Annotated in this window: 20 protein-coding genes and 1 pseudogene; 13 read left to right on the forward strand and 8 right to left on the reverse strand. The window is 71.6% G+C overall.

What is annotated here, in order from left to right; all coding sequences use genetic code 11:
- Window positions 1-76 precede the first annotated feature (76 nt).
- On the forward strand, window positions 77-1,084 hold the full coding sequence (gene dhaK / locus RIU97_RS36155) for a dihydroxyacetone kinase subunit DhaK (RefSeq protein WP_404961701.1): 1,008 nt from the start codon (window positions 77-79) through the stop codon (window positions 1,082-1,084).
- 199 nt (window positions 1,085-1,283) lie between these two features.
- Here the strand turns inward: dhaK and RIU97_RS36160 are convergent, their stop codons facing one another.
- The 4 genes from RIU97_RS36160 to RIU97_RS36175 all read right to left on the reverse strand — a co-directional run bounded on the left by RIU97_RS36160 (window position 1,284) and on the right by RIU97_RS36175 (window position 4,264).
- Window positions 1,284-1,697 (reverse strand): TraR/DksA family transcriptional regulator, encoded by a 414-nt coding sequence (locus RIU97_RS36160; protein ID WP_404961702.1) that lies wholly within the window; start codon window positions 1,695-1,697, stop codon window positions 1,284-1,286.
- Between the two features lie 204 nt (window positions 1,698-1,901).
- Entirely contained in the window at window positions 1,902-2,336 is a 435-nt protein-coding gene (locus RIU97_RS36165) for an ATP-binding protein (RefSeq protein WP_404961703.1), read from the reverse strand.
- A 315-nt stretch (window positions 2,337-2,651) separates the two neighbouring features.
- Entirely contained in the window at window positions 2,652-3,566 is a 915-nt protein-coding gene (locus RIU97_RS36170; protein WP_404961704.1) for a SigB/SigF/SigG family RNA polymerase sigma factor, read from the reverse strand.
- 293 nt (window positions 3,567-3,859) lie between these two features.
- On the reverse strand, window positions 3,860-4,264 hold the full coding sequence (locus RIU97_RS36175; RefSeq protein WP_404961705.1) for a DUF1622 domain-containing protein: 405 nt from the start codon (window positions 4,262-4,264) through the stop codon (window positions 3,860-3,862).
- 128 nt (window positions 4,265-4,392) lie between these two features.
- Here RIU97_RS36175 and RIU97_RS36180 point away from each other — a divergent pair, with 128 nt between their 5' ends.
- The 6 genes and pseudogenes from RIU97_RS36180 to RIU97_RS36205 all read left to right on the forward strand — a co-directional run bounded on the left by RIU97_RS36180 (window position 4,393) and on the right by RIU97_RS36205 (window position 7,895).
- A complete protein-coding gene (locus tag RIU97_RS36180; protein ID WP_404961706.1) occupies window positions 4,393-5,388 on the forward strand; it encodes a magnesium and cobalt transport protein CorA in 996 nt (331 codons plus the stop codon).
- 45 nt (window positions 5,389-5,433) lie between these two features.
- Window positions 5,434-5,919: pseudogene (locus RIU97_RS36185) on the forward strand (hypothetical protein); the annotation flags it as partial.
- 405 nt (window positions 5,920-6,324) lie between these two features.
- The gene (locus tag RIU97_RS36190) at window positions 6,325-6,738 is read left to right on the forward strand and encodes a phage holin family protein (protein ID WP_404961707.1); all 414 of its coding nucleotides are present in this window, start codon (window positions 6,325-6,327) and stop codon (window positions 6,736-6,738) included.
- Window positions 6,735-7,223, forward strand: coding sequence for a DUF3618 domain-containing protein (locus tag RIU97_RS36195; protein WP_404961708.1), 489 nt, complete (start codon window positions 6,735-6,737; stop codon window positions 7,221-7,223). Before RIU97_RS36190 ends, RIU97_RS36195 begins: the two co-directional genes overlap by 4 nt.
- Window positions 7,220-7,486: a DUF4235 domain-containing protein gene (locus RIU97_RS36200; RefSeq protein WP_404961709.1), complete on the forward strand. Its 267-nt coding sequence runs from the start codon at window positions 7,220-7,222 to the stop codon at window positions 7,484-7,486. The genes RIU97_RS36195 and RIU97_RS36200 overlap by 4 nt, the downstream gene beginning before the upstream one ends.
- 91 nt (window positions 7,487-7,577) lie before the next feature.
- A complete protein-coding gene (locus RIU97_RS36205; RefSeq protein WP_404961710.1) occupies window positions 7,578-7,895 on the forward strand; it encodes a hypothetical protein in 318 nt (105 codons plus the stop codon).
- A gap of 195 nt (window positions 7,896-8,090) precedes the next feature.
- Here the strand turns inward: RIU97_RS36205 and RIU97_RS36210 are convergent, their stop codons facing one another.
- Window positions 8,091-9,344 carry a cation:proton antiporter gene (locus tag RIU97_RS36210; protein ID WP_404963062.1) on the reverse strand — a complete coding sequence of 418 codons (1,254 nt, stop codon included), beginning with the start codon at window positions 9,342-9,344 and terminating at the stop codon, window positions 8,091-8,093.
- A 606-nt stretch (window positions 9,345-9,950) separates the two neighbouring features.
- Between RIU97_RS36210 and RIU97_RS36215 the strand changes: the two genes are divergently transcribed.
- Entirely contained in the window at window positions 9,951-11,318 is a 1,368-nt protein-coding gene (locus RIU97_RS36215; protein ID WP_404961711.1) for a mycothione reductase, read from the forward strand.
- Here RIU97_RS36215 and RIU97_RS36220 read toward each other — a convergent pair.
- From RIU97_RS36220 to RIU97_RS36230, 3 genes are all read right to left on the reverse strand, one after another.
- Window positions 11,245-11,763: an ATP-binding protein gene (locus RIU97_RS36220; protein WP_404961712.1), complete on the reverse strand. Its 519-nt coding sequence runs from the start codon at window positions 11,761-11,763 to the stop codon at window positions 11,245-11,247. The genes RIU97_RS36215 and RIU97_RS36220 overlap by 74 nt on opposite strands.
- A gap of 13 nt (window positions 11,764-11,776) precedes the next feature.
- Window positions 11,777-12,139: an STAS domain-containing protein gene (locus tag RIU97_RS36225; RefSeq protein WP_404961713.1), complete on the reverse strand. Its 363-nt coding sequence runs from the start codon at window positions 12,137-12,139 to the stop codon at window positions 11,777-11,779.
- 178 nt (window positions 12,140-12,317) lie between these two features.
- Window positions 12,318-14,762, reverse strand: coding sequence for a SpoIIE family protein phosphatase (locus tag RIU97_RS36230; protein ID WP_404961714.1), 2,445 nt, complete (start codon window positions 14,760-14,762; stop codon window positions 12,318-12,320).
- Between the two features lie 237 nt (window positions 14,763-14,999).
- On the opposite strand from RIU97_RS36230, the gene RIU97_RS36235 reads away from it, so the two are divergent.
- The 5 genes from RIU97_RS36235 to RIU97_RS36255 all read left to right on the forward strand — a co-directional run bounded on the left by RIU97_RS36235 (window position 15,000) and on the right by RIU97_RS36255 (window position 17,230).
- A complete protein-coding gene (locus tag RIU97_RS36235; RefSeq protein ID WP_404961715.1) occupies window positions 15,000-15,179 on the forward strand; it encodes a CsbD family protein in 180 nt (59 codons plus the stop codon).
- Between the two features lie 148 nt (window positions 15,180-15,327).
- Window positions 15,328-15,699, forward strand: a complete 372-nt coding sequence (locus tag RIU97_RS36240; protein WP_404961716.1) for a PRC-barrel domain-containing protein — start codon at window positions 15,328-15,330, stop codon at window positions 15,697-15,699.
- A 154-nt stretch (window positions 15,700-15,853) separates the two neighbouring features.
- Window positions 15,854-16,009: a DUF6131 family protein gene (locus RIU97_RS36245; RefSeq protein ID WP_404961717.1), complete on the forward strand. Its 156-nt coding sequence runs from the start codon at window positions 15,854-15,856 to the stop codon at window positions 16,007-16,009.
- Window positions 16,010-16,125: 116 nt separating this feature from the next.
- Window positions 16,126-16,656 (forward strand): ATP-binding protein, encoded by a 531-nt coding sequence (locus tag RIU97_RS36250; protein ID WP_404961718.1) that lies wholly within the window; start codon window positions 16,126-16,128, stop codon window positions 16,654-16,656.
- Window positions 16,643-17,230 (forward strand): VanZ family protein, encoded by a 588-nt coding sequence (locus RIU97_RS36255; protein ID WP_404961719.1) that lies wholly within the window; start codon window positions 16,643-16,645, stop codon window positions 17,228-17,230. Before RIU97_RS36250 ends, RIU97_RS36255 begins: the two co-directional genes overlap by 14 nt.
- Window positions 17,231-17,275 lie beyond the last annotated feature (45 nt).

Raw genomic sequence — 17,275 nt, forward strand, 5'->3', positions numbered from 1 at the left:
CCGAGTTCTCGCGGATGTCCGCGGCATGGCAGCACACTGTTCGTATGGATCGCCGGCTCCGACCGGGAGGCACACGATGAAGATGTTGATCAACAGTCCGCAGACCGTGGTCGCGGACGCCCTGCGAGGGCTGGCCGCGGCCCACCCCGACCTGGACGTGGACGTCGAGGCCCGGGTCGTCGTACGGCGGGACGCTCGGCAGGGCGGGCGAGTCGGTCTCGTCTCCGGCGGCGGCTCCGGACACGAGCCCTTGCACGCCGGCTTCGTCGGATACGGAATGCTGTCCGCCGCCTGTCCGGGCGAGGTGTTCACTTCCCCCGTGCCCGACCAGATGGTGCGGGCGGCGAAGGCCGTGGACTCCGGCCAGGGGGTGCTGTTCGTCGTCAAGAATTACACCGGGGACGTACTCAACTTCGACATGGCCGCCGAGCTCGCCGAGGAGGACGGCATCCGGGTCGAGCGGGTGCTGGTCAACGACGACGTCGCCGTGACCGACAGCCTCTACACCGCCGGGCGCCGGGGGACGGGGGCCACGCTGTTCGTGGAGAAGATCGCCGGGGCGGCGGCGGAGGAGGGCGCTCCCCTGGAGCAGGTCGCCGCCATCGCCCGGCGGGTCAATGAGGCCTCGGGCAGCTTCGGCGTGGCGCTGAGCGCCTGCACCACCCCCGCCAAGGGCAGCCCCACCTTCGACCTGCCGGACGGCGAGCTGGAGCTGGGCATCGGGATCCACGGCGAGCCGGGCCGGGAGCGGCGCCCGATGATGTCGGCGGGGGAGATCGCGGAGGCCGCAGTGGGCTCCGTGCTGGACGACATGGCGAACGCGACCTCGGCGGCCGACGGGCCGGTACTGGCCCTGGTGAACGGGATGGGCGCAACGCCGCTGCTGGAGCTGTACGGCTTCCACGCGGAGGTGGCCCGGGTGCTGGCGGCTCGGGGCGTCCCGGTGGCCCGGACCCTTGTGGGGAACTACGTCACCTCGTTGGACATGGCGGGGTGCTCGGTCACGCTGTGCCGGGCCGACGAGGAAATGCTGCGGCTGTGGGACGCGCCGGTGCAGACGGCAGCGCTGCGCTGGGGCCGCTGACGCTCGCCCCTGACGACGCTTGGCTGCGACGAGCCTCAGGGGTCGCCGCAGCCCATGCCCCCCAGGGAGTCGGCAGCCCCGCCCCGCCCCCCGGCGGCGGTGGCGTCCCGATCTGGCACTTGCGGTGGCGGGACGGGTGCACTGGCCCACTTCCATACCCGGGCAGGGGGCGGGCCGGCACGGCTGACACGGCCCGGCGTCAGGCGGGGCCCGGCAGCCGGTGAGGGTCGGACCGGGCGCAGCGGATACAGGTGGTCGCCGCCGGACGGATCTCCAGGCGCTCGGGCGGAATCGTCTTGCCGCAGCCTTCGCACTGCCCGTACTCGTGCCGTTCGAGCCGTTCCAGCGCCCGGTCCAGTTCTTCCAGGTGCTCGCGCGCCCGCGCCATCAGGGCGGCCACGTGGGCCCGCTCGAAGGCGGTGCTGGCCCCCTCGGGGTCGTGCTCGTCGTCAACGGCGACCAGGGCGTTCGCCGCGACGATCCCGTCGAAGTCGCGGCCCAGCGCGGCCGCCCGCGCGAGGGTGCCGGCGCGGTCGGCTGCAATGCGTGCGCGGGCGGCCTCGAAAGCGGCCGGGCCGTGCTCGTCATGGCCGTACCCAGATGCGTTACCCACGTCTACGACAACGCCGGTTCGCGGTCCTCCGATTCCCCCCGGCACGCGTTCACGCACGGGACGGTACGGCGGGTTCGGCGCTCGGAGCGGGCGCAAGCCAGAAGCGTCGCATCCCACACGGGTCCACAGCGACCCGTAAGTCGCCGAGGGCGCGCTGGACGGCACGGCGTGTGGACCGACTCGCCCAGCGCGGGACCGGAGTGGTCAGCGTCCCGCTGTCATGCCGTATTCCAGCCGGGAAGCCTCGATCTCGGCCCACACGGCCTTCCCGGTCCCGTACGTGTGGGCGCCCCAGCGATCGGACAGGCGCTCCACTATGTACAGACCGCGGCCGCCCGGGGTGCCGCGTTGCGGTGCCGGGTGGCGGACGGGAAGGGTCGTCGTGCCGTCGTGGACCTCGATGTGCAAGGCCGTCTCGTCGGCGGTCAGGACGAGTTCGCGGCAGCCGTCCGCATGAAGTGCCGCGTTGGTCAGCAGTTCGGACACGAGGAGGAGGGTGTCCTCGGAGGTCTCGGTCTGGTCCCAGCCCCAGTCCCGAAGTGCTTGGCGCGTGAAGGCGCGGCCCTTGGCAATGGGCCCCGGCACGCCCGCGAGGGCGAGCCGACGGCGCTGGCTCCCGGAGGGAAGGCCAACGCTCATCGGACCGCCCGCCTCCGGTTCCTTGGTCTGCACTGTGGTCCCACCCCCGCGTTCCACCCTGGCCTCTGCTCCCGGCCCCCCGCCCGTGCCACGGTCGCTGCCGGCGTCATGGGTCGGTCGGATGCCCGTGGGTGGTGCGGGAAGCCTCAGCATGGTCGTGACAGTGTAGGGGACCCCCCGCCTCGGGGTGTTGCCCTGGGAAGCCGCAGCGTGAAGCTGCTGCCGGTGGTGCGCAACTCGACCAGATCGCAGAAACGGTGGGTCGGCCTCAGACCGCGGCACCGCGTTCCCCCGTAGGGACGTCATCGGTCGCCCCTACCCGGCGAGCATGCCGGCGCGAAGCCGGGCGAGAGTTCGGGACAGGAGGCGGGAGACCTGCATCTGGGAGATGCCCAGTTCGGCGCCGATCTCGGCCTGGGTCTTCTCCTGGCCGAAGCGCATCTGCAAGATCAGCCGGTCGCGGGCGTCGAGCTGTTGCAGCAGCGGCGCGAGGGTGTGGAAGTCCTCGAACAGCTCCATGGCGGGGTCGACATCGCCGACGAGCTCCGCCAGCGGTCGGGTGGTCCGGCTGGGCGAGGACTGTACGTCGCTCTCCCCGGCGGTGGTGTCGAGGGAGCCGCTCGTGTAGCCGTTCGCTGCGATGAGCCCGTCTATGACCTGTTCCTCGGTCAGTTCGAGGTGCCCGGCGACCTCCTTGACGGTCGGGGCCCGGCCCAGGACGTCGGTCAGGGCCTCCTGGGCTTTGGCGAGCTCGCTCCGCAGTTCCTGGAGACGGCGGGGGACGTGCACGGCCCAGGTGGTGTCGCGGAAGTGGCGCTTTATCTCGCCGATGATGTACGGGAGGGCGAGGGTGGAGAACTCGACCTCGCGTTCGGGCTCGTAGCGGTCGATGGCCTTGATGAGGCCGATGGTTCCCACCTGGATGATGTCGTCCATGTCCAGACCCCCGCCGAGCACGCGGGCGCGGAAGCGCCGTGCGGCGAACTGCACGAGGGAGAGGTTCATCTCGATCAGGGTGTTGCGCGTGTACTGGTACTCGCGCGTGCCCTCCTCCAGCGTGCGCAGTCTCCGGAAGAAGACACGCGACAGCTCGCGTGCGTCCCTGGGCGCCATCTCACGGGCGTTGTCCACTCGGGCCTGTTCCAGCTCCTCCGTCGGCGTTCCCGGGGTACCTGTGACGTGCGCTTCCTCTGCCCGAACGGGGCCCATCATGGTGGCCGAGCGAGACATGACGACCGTTCCCTCCCAGTTGACTGACGGCTGTTCGCCCCTTCTGCCCAGGCTTTGCGGTTCTACGCACTTGCCGGGTCGGCTGTCGCTGCGCGGGTCCGGCCCGCTGGCCCCCGGGGCCAGGCCGTGCAGCAGACCAACCCGTGTCTTCGGTCAGGATTTCGGGGTGAGGGCTTGGCGGCCCGAGCGGAGTTCGGCCAGAAGGCTCGCCCCGTCTGGGCACAGTCGATCACCTCGCAAGCCCGTGTTCCCCGCCGACCGGCATCAAACACCGGTGGCGCGGAGCCGAATGGTCAGGAGGCCACGGTCCGCTGCACGGGCTCCTTCTGGTCCGCTTCGATCTCGGCGCGCTCCTGTGCGATCTCGCGGGTGAGGAAGAAGTTCAGGATGGTGCGGATGGCGGCGATGGCCGCCAGCTGGCCGATCTCGGTGAAGCTGGGGGCGACGGCCGTGCGCAGGACGTCGCCCGCCAGCTGGAATTCCAGTCCCAGGACGAGGAAGCGGCCCAGGCTGAGGCGGATCTTGTTGAACTCGCCGATGAGGGAGCGCCTGCGCAGGCCGGTCGTGGCGAACCGGGCGAAGGCCCAGACGGCGCCCGCGAAGATGATCAGTGCGCCGCCCGCCTCGATGACGTGCACCAGCCATCCGATCAGCTCCCGCACTCCGGACTCGGACACCAGTTCACTCGACGCCTTCATGGGGTTGCTCCTTACCCGCGTCTGCGCGGGCACACGAGCCTGCTCCGGTGTCTCCCGCCACACGGCGGACGCAGGACGAGAGCCGGCTGCGGGCGCATGAAACCGGGCTGGTGAAGCATGCGCGGGAGATGGAATGTGTCATATACGACCAGGGCTCGGGCCGGTCGGAACACGTGGAGTGCGAGCTGCCGGACGACGCCTGTCAGTCCGCCCTCAAGCGGCTGCGGGGCTTGGGCGAGGGCGAGTTCGCCTGGGTCCGACTGGCAGCCCCCTCGGAAGGCGAACTGGTCCAGCTGGCCGAGGAACTGGGCCTGCACCCGCTGGCCGTCGAGGACGCGCTCCATGGACGGCAGCGTCCGAAGCGCGAGCGCTTCAGCGACGTTCTGGCCGTAGCGCTGAAGACCCTCCGGTACGTGGAAGAAGAAACGGCGGTGGAGACCGGCGACATCATGATCTTCGTAGGACCTCGCAGCGTTCTCACCGTGAGTCACGGCACGATCGATCCCTGCACCGAGGCTGCCCGTCGGCTGGACGTCGATCCGGACATGCTGTGCCATGGCCCCTGGGCCGTGCTGCACGCCGTGCTGGACGTCGCCGTCGACGCGTACAGCGATGCCGCCCGAAGGGTGCGCGCCACGCTCAACCGGCTCGAAGACGAGGTGTTCTCGACTTCCCGCGTCGACCACACCGAGAGCATCTACTCCCTCAAGCGGGAAGTACGCGAGTTCCGTGATGCCGTGCAGCCGCTCGTTCCGGTGGTCCAAGGCCTCCTGGGCGGCCCGGGTGAGGCGGACCGCCAGCCGAAGATCGCCCCGTACGTCCGTGACGTCGCCGATCATCTGCACCGCACGGACATCGAGGTGCGGACCCTGGACGAACTGCTGGACTCCGTCCTCGGCGCGCAGCAGGCCCGCGTGGGCACCTGGCAGAACGACGACATGCGACGCATCTCCGCGTGGGCGGCGATCTTCGCGATCCCCACGATGGTCGCCGGCGTCTACGGCATGAACTTCGAGCACATGCCGGAACTCGGCTGGACCTACGGCTACCCGCTCGCCGTCGGTCTCATGGTGCTCGCGGCGGGCGCCCTCTACCGTGCCTTCCGCCGCAACGGCTGGCTGTAGCCAGGCCCCCCTGTCGGCAAGGCCCGGGATCTCGCGTGCCCTCGCGGACACGAGGGGAAGGCCGTGCTGCGCGGCACCGTGAAGGAGTTCAAGGACGGTCAGGACTGCGGCCGGGTCGGCGAGCTCGTCGGTGTCCCTCTGGGCATTGCGGGGGAGTCCGCCACCACGCAGGTCCTGGACAACCTGCAGAAACTGGCCCCGGCTCGGCGCGGGACGTGATCACCGACGCCGTCCTGGGCTGCGCCAGCGCGCTCATCGTCGTCTTCTCCGGCTCTCTCGCCCGGCAGACGGGCACCGCCCTGCGGCTCGGGGGCACCGCCCCGACCGTGTGGCCGATCGCGAAGTGGCCGGTGCTGGTCCTCCTCGTCACGATCATGATCGCGATCCTCTACTGGGCCGCGCCGAACGCGAAGGGCCGCGGCCCGGCAGCGCGCGATCGCCGGCGGACTGCCCGAGGACGAGGAACCCTACGTCGAGCCCCGCGACACCCGTGCCCGGAGCGACGGCGACCGCCGCCGCATGGAGCACTGACCCCTGCGCGAACAGCGCTCGCCGCGAGACCCGCACGGCATGGCCGCTCGGGCCTCGCTTGCGGCCGCCGACCGGGGGCACGGTCCAACACGGCACGGCCTTCGTACAACGCTGGTTGCCGCGCGGGTGACGGGGCGGTTGCAGGGTAGGCGCGCAGTGACGACGTCATGAACAACTCAACGAGGAGGCCCCGCCAGAGCGGCTCGCTCTGAGGTACGAACGGCCCTGTGATCGCCACCAGTCAGCACGACGCGACCCCGCTCGTGCCTGAACGGCGAACGGCATCGACCCGGTCAAGCGCAACGCCGACGCCCCGTCCAGGACACCACGGGCAGCGCCGAGCAGAGCACCTGACCGACGTGTCGCCCGTTCCAGCAGATCGAAGAAAGGCAAGGTGTCCCCATCATGAGCACGGTAGAGCGGCAGCCCCACGCCGCCGACGACTCGGTGGGCGTCCTGGTTTCCCGCGCTTCGCAGCAGATTTCCGAGCTGGTGCGCGAGGAGATGCAGCTGGCCCGGGCGGAGATGGCCCAGAAGGGCAAGCGCTACGGGAAGGGCGGCGGCCTCTTCGGCGCCACGGGAATCATCGGCCTCCTCTCACTCCAGGCTCTGACGGCGACCTGTATCGCCGCTCTCGCGCTGGTTCTGCCGGTGTGGGTGTCCGCCCTGATCATCACCGCGGTCCTGGGGATGGTGGCGGGCGGGACTGCGCTGGCCGGAAAGAAGCAGATCGCCCACGCCGGTACCCCGGCTCCCGAGCAGACCATCGACAGCGTCAAGGCCGACCTGGCCGAGATCAAGGAGAAGGCACACCGATGAACGACGACGCCCGGACCAACATCGGCACCCCCGCCCCCACCCCTGCCAGCCCCGGCTCCGCCGAACTGCGCGATCAGGTCGAGCGCACCCGCGATGAGCTCGGCCAGACCGTCGAGGCCCTCGCCGCGAAGGCCGACATCAAGGCCCAGGCCAAGGAGAAGACGGCCGCCGTCAAGGACCAGGCCGCCGAGAAGGCAGCCCTGGTCTCCGACCAGATCCGGGAGAAGGCGGGGGAGGCTGCCCGGCTGCTGAAGGACAAGACCCCCGACCCGCTCCTGGAGAAGACCGCGCAGGCCGCAGCGCAGGTACGCGAGAGTGCGGCCAAGGCGGGCCAGTACGCGGCGGACAGGACGCCCGACCCGCTCCTGGAGAAGGCCGGTCAGGCAGCAACGGCTGCACGCGCCAACCGCACCCCGCTCCTGGTGGTCGGAGCCGCCGTAGTCGTCCTCCTGCTGGTCCGCCGCAGCCGGGGACGTCGCCGATGAAGGCATCCAAGATCGCCTACAAGCCCGTCGGGCTGGCCCTGGGCGCCCTCAGCGGTGTGATCGCAGGCGCCGCCTTCAAGCAGGCGTGGAAGACCCTTGAGGGCGAGGGCGATGCTCCCGACGCCACCGACGAGGACCGGACCTGGAAGCAGATCCTGCTCGCCGCGGCCATCCAGGGTGCGATCTTCGCCGTGGTCAAGGCCTCGGTCGACCGGTCAGGGGCTGTAGCCGTACGGCGCCTGACGGGCACCTGGCCGGGCTGACCAGCCGCGGTGCCGGCCACCTTCCCCGAGCCGGCCGGCACCGCCCCCCGGCAAACCCCTTACCGACAACGCTCCTTTCGTGGAGGAAGCCATGGCCGTGCAACACGGTCTGCACGTCCTGGCCGCCGCAGCCGTCACCGCCGGCGCCCTCACGGGGCGGTGGTGGTTCACCCGTGCACGGCGCAACAGCGGACACGGCGCCAGCGCCGCCCGCGCCCCATGGCGTCGGACAGCACCCGCCCCGGCCGGGGCCGGCGCGGGTCACGAGCGTGTGGTCAGCCTGCACGCCGCCTTCCTCGACCTGACAGGCGATCAAACGCTGAAGACAGCCGACGCGCACCTCGACCGGTACTGGGCGAGCATCGCCCCGCTCTACCCGCGCTCGGACCCAGGCCGCGCCCAGAGCTGACAGCTGCGGCCGGGTGGGCCGGAGCCCTTGGACGTGCGGCCCCTTCCCGACCCGAGGCCGCTCAGCAGGGGCACGGACGCCCTCATCGGTCACATCAACAAGCTGCCGGCCGTGCCACCAAGGACGGCCCGGCTCCGACACCGCGCCACCCGAGGGCCCGGAATCCCCGCCCGATCAACGACTGCTCGGCTCTCTTCATCCATCCGGGGCCGAGCGGTCGAGCCGGGCCGTGACGGGCGTCGCCGCGACGCCGTGCAGGAGCACCGAGAGCAACACGGTGAAAGTCACCACGGCCCACAGCTCCCGCGCGGGCGCGGCGAAGTCGGCTTCGCCCAATGCGTAGGCAAGATAGAAGAACGAGCCGATGCCCCGGATGCCGAACACCGCGATGGCCATTCGCTCTTTCCCCCTGGCAGTGCCCCGCATCTGGACGGCCCAGCCGACGGCCGGGCGGATCAGCAGGAACAGCACCAGTCCCAGGACGGCTCCGCGCCAGGTCAGTGCAGCGAGACCACCGTCGGCGATGAAACCGCCGACGAGGAACAGGATGACGGCGGTGAGAAGCCTTTCGACCTGATCGGTGAAGGCGTGCATGACGCGGTGGTACCGATGGGCGCGTTCGGCGTTCCGGATGGTGCAGGCCGCGACGAACACGGCGAGGAAACCGTAGCCGTGGAGGAGTTCGGTCAGGCCGTAGGCAGTGAAGGTCGCGGCGAGCGCGACGAAGCCCTCGCGGTGTTCGGAGAGCCGCAGCGCCTTCCAGGAGGCCTGGAAGAACATCCAGCCGAGGAGGCGCCCGACGCCGAACCCCACCGCCAGTCCCACCACGCTGCGCACCAGGATGTCGCTCCACACCCAGTGCCAGAGCCCGTCCGTGGACCAGCCCGTAGCCGAGGCCGTGGTCAGCGCGATGGCCGCCAGGACGAACGGGAAGGCCAGACCGTCGTTGAGCCCCGCCTCGCTGGTCAGCGCGAAGCGGACTTCGTCCTCGTCGTCTTCATCGTCGGTCGGCTCGCCCACGCGTACCTCTGCGGCCAGTACCGGGTCCGTAGGAGCGAGGGCAGCCGCCACCATGAGCGCGACGGCCGGCGGCCAGCCCACCAGCCACCCGGCCACGGCCGCGGTGAGCAGGATCGTCAGGGGCATGGCCAAGCCCAGCAGCCGCCACGTCGTCGACCAGGCACGCCGGCCCGGCGGCCTGTTGATGGCCAGTCCCGCGCCCATCAACGCGACCACGACACAGACCTCCGTGAGGTGCTCCACCAAGCTCCGGTGCCGGACGGGATCGAGTGCCGGGAGCGCGTCGAGCGGCAGCAGGAACACCAGGAAACCCGCCGCCAGGAACACCATGGGCAAGGACAGGGGCCGCTTCGCCAGGGCGGTCGGAAGCACCGCCGCGCACAAAGCCCCCAGCCCCGCGCAGGCGTACACCACGTCGATCCCCGTCAAACCCAGCAAGCCCGATCACCCTTCCCGTACGAAACCCTTGGGGACCGCCTACCCGATCTTGCAACGGGCAGCCTCGGTACACCCCTGCTGCTTCGGTGCGCGGTGATCGCCGGCGCTGATCGGCGGAAGCCCGAGGCGCAGCGCCGCGCGTCCTTCGCAGGGCCGCGGACAGGCGGGACAGGAGCTTTGCACGTGTTGGCCCAGTTGGCCCCCGAAGCCCTGCAGGCCGTCGCAGGTGAGGTGCTGCGGGACCACACCTGCGACGACCTTGGACGGGCATGCGGAGACGACGTGTGTCACGGCCGTCGCGTCAGGTGCAGCTGGCGGCGTAGGTCCGGTACGTGTCCCGGCCGGCCGCCGAGCAAGCTCTGGTGGGCCGTAGGGGACGACCACAGCGGTGGCCGGGTGCTGTTCGAGGAACAGGTCGGCTTCGAGGACGCCTCCGCCGTACACCGTTTTCTGCCGTCCCCGGAGAATGCCGCGGCGGGCTTCCGCTGGACCTGGTGAACCGGCCCGCCTGCCCTCAGGCAGGCGGACGGGCGACACGCGCCGGGCGGGTGGCGCGTCCCACGCGCCGGTCCGGTACCGGCCTCGTAGCCTGGCGTGATGCGTCAGCACGATCTTGTCGTCATCGGTGCGGGCTCCGGCAACGCCGTCATCGACGCATCGTTCGCCGGTCTGGACGTGGCCATCGTCGAGGAGAGGTGGTTCGGCGGCACCTGTCTGAACGCGGGCTGCATCCCGAGCAAGATGTACGCCCACACCGCCCAAGTGGCCCGGACCGTCGGCGAAGCCGGCACGTACGACGTGGACGCGGAGCTGTCCGGCGTGCACTGGCGGGAGATGCGCGACCGGGTCTTCGGGCGCCTGGACGCCGAGCGTGAGGAGGGCCGCCGGGGCCGCCGTGAGGCGGACTCCGTCACGGTGTACGAGGGCACGGCGCGCTTCACCGGCCCCCGGGAGCTGCGCATCGAGCTCGCGGACGGACCCGTCGATATCGGTGCCCGGCAGATCGTCATCGCGGCCGGCGGCCGCCCGCTCGTGCCCCCGCCCGTCGCCGGCTCCGCGCTTCCGTACGAGACCTCCGACACGATCATGCGGATCGACGCGCCGCCCCGCCGGCTGGCCGTCCTCGGCGGGGGCTACATCGCGGCGGAGCTGGCGGAGGTGTTCGCCGCGGCGGGCAGCTCCGTGGTCATCGTCGAGAAGGAGGAACGCCTCCTCGGCCCCCAGGACGAGACGGTCGCGGCACGGTTCACCGAACTGGCCCGTTCGCGCTACGACCTCAGGCTCGGCCGGGAGCTCACCGCCGTCGGCGGCCGTCCGGGCGCCCTGCGGCTGACCCTCGACGACGGTTCGGCGGTCGAGGCGGACATGCTGCTGGTCGCGGTGGGCCGCGTCCCCAACGGCGACCGGCTGAACCTCGACGCCGCCGGTGTCGCCACCCACGACGACGGCCGCATCGTCGTCGACGCGTACCAGCGCACCACCGCGGAAGGCGTCTTCGCGCTGGGCGACGTGTGCACTCCGGTACCGCTCAAGCACGTCGCCAACCGCGAGGCGCAGGTCGTCGGCCACAACCTCCGCCACCCCCACGATCTGATCGCGGCCGACCACGAGCTGATCCCCGCGGCGGTCTTCACCCGGCCGCAGATCGCCTCGGTCGGCGCCACCGAGCAGGACTGCCGCGACCGGGGGCTGGACCCCCTGGTGGGCGAGGCCCGGTACGCGGACGTCGCCTACGGCTGGGCGATGGAGGACATCACCGGCTTCTGCAAGGTGCTCGCCGAACGCGGGACCGGCCGCCTGCTCGGCGCCCACCTCATGGGCCCGCAGGCCCCCGCCCTCATCCAGCCCCTCGTCCTGGCGATGACCCTGGGCATCGACGCGTCCACCCTCGTCAGGTCCCCGTACTGGATCCACCCGGCGCCCACCGAGCTCGTAGAGAAGGCCCTCCTCGACCTCGGTCTGTGACCCCGCCCGTCGGGGAGCCGATCTCCACCCACACGCACTTGCCGTCGCCGTCGCCGTCCAGCGGATGCCAGCCCCAGTTCCGGCCCAGCCGTTCCAGGATGAGGAGCCCGTGGCCTCCGGGCCGGGAAGGGTCGGACCGGCGCGTGGCCCGTGGTGCGGCGGGGCTCCCGTCCGTCACCTCGATCCGCAGCCGCTCGCTCGTACAGCGCAGGACCAGGGACGTGGGCCCGCCCGCGTGCAGGCATGCGTTGGCCACGACTTCGGAGACCAGGAGCAGGGCGTCGTCGGTGGCCTCCGCGCCGGGGGTGCCCTCTTCCACGCCGCCCGGCGGCCAGCGCCACTCCGAGAGGGCCTGACGTGCGAACTCGCGGCACCGGGTGACCGCGTTCGCGGCCCCGTGCAGCACGAGGAGCCGGGTCAGCTCCGGTGACCGCCCCTCGTCCATGGGTGCTCCTCCCCTACGGGCGCTGGGACGTCGCGAGCGCGGCTTCCAGATCCGTGTGGACCCGGAAGAGCCGGTCCGCGCCCGTGATGTGGAACATGCGGGCGACCGGTGGGTGCAGGCCGACCAGCTCGAGGGTGCCCCCGGACTCCTGGATCGCGAGCCGGCCGCGCAACAGCACGTTCAAGCCCGTCGAGTCGCAGAAGTCCAGACGGGTCAGGTCGACGAGCAGTCGCCTGCCGTCCGGCCACGTGGTGTCCAGGGCCTGCCGCAGGGGCTCGGCGGTGTCGTGGTCGAGTTCCCCCGCCATGGCCAGGACCGTGGCCCCTTGGAGGGACCGCGCCTCGACGGTGAAACGTTCTCCGTTCGCCGTGGCCATCAGCCACACACTCCCTCTCCGCGCCCGGTCGGATGAACCGCTGAGGCTGCCATGGCTCCTCCCATCCGGAATTTTCGGGGTACGTCGCGCCTACCCCGTCGGCTGCCGTCCAAGCCTGAGACCGGGGGGCGGGCAGCGGCGGTCGGTGTCGTGGCGCGGCCGCGCCCGGTGTGCCGGATCACGGGTCGTCCGGGACGTGGATGTCCAGCACGCAGATGTCGTCGCGGTTGCCCGGGCACAGCGCGGCGAGCGTCCGGGCGAGGGTTTCGCCGCGGCCCTCCCGGAGCAGCCGCAGGGTGGACGCGGCGAGCCGGTCGAGTCCGACGCCGATGTCCTCGCCGGGTTCCTCCACGAGTCCGTCGGTGTAGAACAGCAGGCGGTCACCGGGCATCAGCTCGATCACGGCCTGCCCGTACGAGGAGTCGAAGCTGGCGCCGAGGAGGTTGCCCGGCGGCTGGTCGAGGAGGCCCGCCCGGTCGCCGCGGACCAGCAAGGGCGGCAGGTGGCCCGCCCGTACCCAGGTCAGGCGCCGGTCCCAGGGCTGGTAGCGGCCCATGACCATGGTGGCGGTGGCGGTGGTGGACGGGTCCGAAGCGGTATGGAGCAGGAGGGTGTTGAGCCGGCGCAGCACATCGGGCAGGGGCGAGCCGGTGACGGTCATGCCCTTCGTGGTGAACCGCAGCTGTGCCATGGTGCCGACGGCGGCCAGACCGTGGCCGGCCACGTCCCCGACGACGAACAGGGCACTGCCGTCGGGGAGTTCGATGGCGCTGTACCAGTCACCGCCGACGTTGACCCCCCGGTCGGCGGGAACGTAGGCGACGTCGATGCACAGGCCGGCCAGTTCCAGGGACTGGTCGGGGATCGGCAGCAGGGCGTCCTGGAGACTCGCGGCGAGCGCCCGTTCGGCCTGGAGCATGCCGCGCTGGACGAGGACGGCCCGCTCGCTCTCGCGCAGTGCGAGCTCGGCGCCGCGCTGCGCGCTGAGGTCCTGGAAGAAGCCGTGCACCTCCACCGGTGTGCCGTCCGCGTCCGTCTGGGCCTCGGCGACGATCCGCAGGTGACGCACGCCGTCGGCGGTCGTGATCCGGAACGGCTGGTCGACGGACTCCCCCCTGCTCAGCAGCCGCCGGACGGCGGTGCCCAGCTTGGGCAGGTCGTCGGGGAGGACACGCCGCGGCAGCTCCTCCAGCGCCATCGGCCCGTGGCGGGGGTCGCGGTCGAATATGGCGTAGACCTGATCGGACCAGGTGATGGTGTCCGTCGTCAGGTTCCATCCGGCCCAGCCCAGGTTGCCCAGCCGCTGCATGTCGGCCAGCCGCCGTGCCTCGCGTTCGCTCGTGTCGTGGCGGATCCACGACACGACCAGCCGGTCGCCCAGCCTGGAGGCCCGGACCGAGTAGACGGACTGCTGCGGGACGCCGGCGACCACCTCCTCGTAGGTGAAGGGCTCGCCCTCGTACGTCGTTCCCGTCGTGAGCGTCTCCAGGTACCCGTCCCACAGCGCGGTGCCCACCACCGTCGGGTACGTCTCCAGGACCCGGCGGCCGACCAGCTCCTTGCCACGACGGCCGGCGACGTCCACCGACTCGGGCGCCGCCGCGTCGATGCGGTAGTCCTCCACCTCGCCCGCCTCCGAGCGCAGGGGGGTGAGCAGGATGGCCGGTCCGGCCAGCGCGTCCAGCACCCGCTGCGCGGAGGCCACGTCGACGTCCGCCGGCTCGGCAGCGGCGTCGCGGGGCCGCTCCGGCACGCGCAGCGGACCGGCGCACAGCTGGGCCGCCCGCCGCAGCAGCGCCCGGATGTCGGCAGCGAAGGGGCCCGGCCGCGTCCGCAGGAAGCCGATGGCCGTGTCCGGGGAGCCGTCGGCGGGTACGGGGATCCAGGCGCGGGAGCGCCAGCGGTCCGTCGCGTCCGCGACCAGCAGGTAGTGGCGGGCGTCCTGCGCGGGATTCTCCAGCCACAGGGCCCGGTGCCCGGCGACCGCCTCGTGGGCGGCCACCCCGGCGAGCGGGGGGATACGGCGCCACCGCTCGGCCAGCACGTCGTCGATGCCGGCGCGACCGGTCAGCTCCAGGCTGCCGGCGGAGGTCAGGGTGTAGATCATCACCGCGTCCACGCCTGCTTCGGCGCCGAGCACGGTCCTCAGCAGCTCCGCGACGTCGTCACCGCCGTGCGCCACCGCCAGGCCGTCGGCGAGCCGGGCCAGGGGCGGGCGCAGGGCGGCCTCACCGGCGCCGCCGACGAGACGGTGCCCGGAGCCGAACGCCGAGGCGGCCGGTTCCGCCCCCGCGTCGGCGGTGGGGGCGGCGGGGACGGCGGGCGGGTCGGAGGGTGCGGTTCCGGGCGGTGGGTGCGAGCGGATCCGCCCCAGGACGATCCAGCACTCCTCCAGCAGGGTGCGGCCCCCCTCGGCGGCACGGCCGAGCAGCATGGCGTGGGCCGTGTCGGCGGATACACCCGCCTGGGCCATCAGGACGCCCCTGGCCCGCTCCACGACAGCCGTGGTCGCGGCGACGCCTTCCAGGTTCGCGACCTCCGATCGCAGCCTGGCCACCACCTTGGCGAGCGCCAGCACCTCGGGTCCGGCGCCCTCGCCCTCAGGCGCGGCATCGCCCTTCATTCCTTGAGCATCCCACGGCCGTACACCGCGTGCGCCCAGGTGGGGCGGCCCCTCGCGGCGGCCCCGGCGCGGGAGCGACGACGCGGTCGCCGCCGCCCGTGCTTGAGGACCGTTCGACGGGGAAGGCGCCGGGAGTGCCGGGCTCGGCAGGAACCAAGGAATTCCGGCCCGAATTGCGGAGTGGCTGCCGCCGAAGCAAGGTGGGCAGCACCCCCTCCAAGGAAGGAAAACCCCGTCATGAGCAAGGCAAAGGGCAAGGCCAAGCAGGTCAAGGGCAAGATCAAGGAGAGCGCCGGCAGTGCCGTGGACGACAAGGGCATGCAGGCGGAGGGCAGTGCCGATCGGATGAGCGGCAAGGCCGAGGAAATGACGGCGAAGGCCTCGGAGAAGATGAAGAAGGGCACGGGCAGGTCCTGACCTCGCCTCCCGGCCCGATGAATGAAGCGCCGAAAGCGGGGCAATCGAGTCCGCGCGGGGCAACACTGCCGCTGCGTACGACATCGAAGAGGGAGGAGCGGCAGGGAAATCCTCGCCGTCCCCTGCCCGCCGGAGGAGTTGTTTTCGCGTGACCGAGCATGTGTGGAATTACCGGTCGACCGCGGGTCACCTGGCCGGTACCGATCTGACCGGGTACAAGGTCGAGGCGATCGACGGCGACATCGGCAAGGTCGACAAGCACTCGTACGAGGTCGGCGACGCCTACCTCGTCGTCGACACCGGTGTGTGGATCTTCGGCAAGGAGGTCCTGCTCCCGGCGAGCACCGTGATCCGGATCGATGAGGCCGAGAAGAAGGTCTACGTCAACGGCACCAAGGAGCAGATCAAGAACGCTCCGGAATTCCACCGGGACAAGCACCTCGGTGACGTCGACTACCGCGAGGCACTCGGTACGTACTACTACTCCGCCGGTGGCCCCCTCGGTCGCCGCCCCGTCTGACCCGGCGCCGGAATGGGCCCGAACTCGACGAGTTCGGGCCCATTTTCATGCCCGCCGTCCAGTTCGTACACGAGGTTCGAGGGTAGGCGCGATCCGAGAGGCCACGGCGGTCCGATCGTTCCGCCGAATTCCCAACGTGAGAACGAGGGGCATCATGATTCTCGTCGGACTTATTCTCCTGATCGTGGGATTCCTGACCGGAATTTCCATCCTGTGGACCATCGGGATCATCCTGCTCGTGGTGGGGGCGGTGCTGTGGATCCTGGGTTCGGTCGGGCACGCGGTCGGCGGCCGGCGCCACTACTGGTAGCCCGCCGGCCCCGCGCCGGCCGCGGGAAGCGGCCGGCGGGGGCAGTCCGCGGACGGAGCCGCCGGGCTCCGTCCAACACAGCAACTGAGCACGTCAACGGTCGGGGTGAGGCGACAGTGAACACGACGGGAGCAGCCACCGGCGATCCTCGGCGTGCGGGGGTGCCGGTGCCGGGCCAGTGCCGCCGTCTCGCCCTCCGCAGCGTCCGGGGCGCGGTCGGCAAAGGCCGCGACTTCACCCGCCGGACCCTGCGGGACTGGGGGTGGGACCGCCGCGAGAGCGCCGAGGACGCCGTGCTCGTCGTGTCCGAGCTGGTCGCCAACGCGGCCCTGCACGCGAGCGGCTGCCACGAGCTCGTACTGACCGCCGGCGAGACCCTGCGCATCGACGTGCTCGACGGAGCGAGGGCGCTGCCACGCCCGCGGGCCGTGGCCCGGCCGGGCGTCCCCGGCGGCCACGGCCTGCACATCGTGCAGCGGCTCTCCGACCGGTGGGGCTCCTACCCCCATGACACCGGCAAGGTCGTCTGGGCGGAGATCGAGTCCGCCCGGCTGACCACGGAACCCCGGCCGGCCCCGGCGGGCCGTCAACAGTCCACGCGTACCGGGCCGTTCACCGGGCAGACGCGCTCGTATGACACGGAGTGACGCGCGACGCGGTGAGCAGTCGGAGGAAGCGGCCGTCCCGGCGACCGGGAGGAGGCGCGGTCCGGCACACCCGGCAGTCCGGGCGCTGGCCATGGTGGCCGCCTTCGCCGGCACCGTCCTGTTCAGCGTGGTCCTGGCCCGGCTGACGCTGGAACCCTCCGCCGCCTCGGCGGCCCTCGTGCACAGCAACGTCCGCCCCGGCCGTTCGATCAGCGCCTACCTGGACGGGACCTCGACGATCGAGGCGGTGCGCCAGCTGGGCGGGAACCTGCTGCTGGGCCTGCCGTTCGGTGTGCTCCTGCCCGTCCTGCTGCCCCCGGCCCGGGGCCTGCTGCGGGTCGCCGCCGTGACGGTCTGCCTGATGACACTGGTCGAGCTCACTCAGGGCGCCCTCGTCACGGGACGCGTCTTCGACATCGACGACGTCATCCTCAACACGGCCGGAGCGCTCCTCGGGTACCTGCTGATCGGCCGGCGGCTGGGGCGGGCCGTGCACCCGCGCCGCACGCACTGGTGGCACCGCTGGACCCGCCCCCGTCGGCCCGGGCGTCCCAAGAGTCCGGAAGCCTCGTGATCCGTGACCCGTGACCCGTGACCCGTGACCCGTGACCCAGGACGT

Origin of the sequence: Streptomyces sp. 147326 (genome assembly GCF_045000215.1) — a bacterium.
GTDB lineage: Bacteria > Actinomycetota > Actinomycetes > Streptomycetales > Streptomycetaceae > Streptomyces.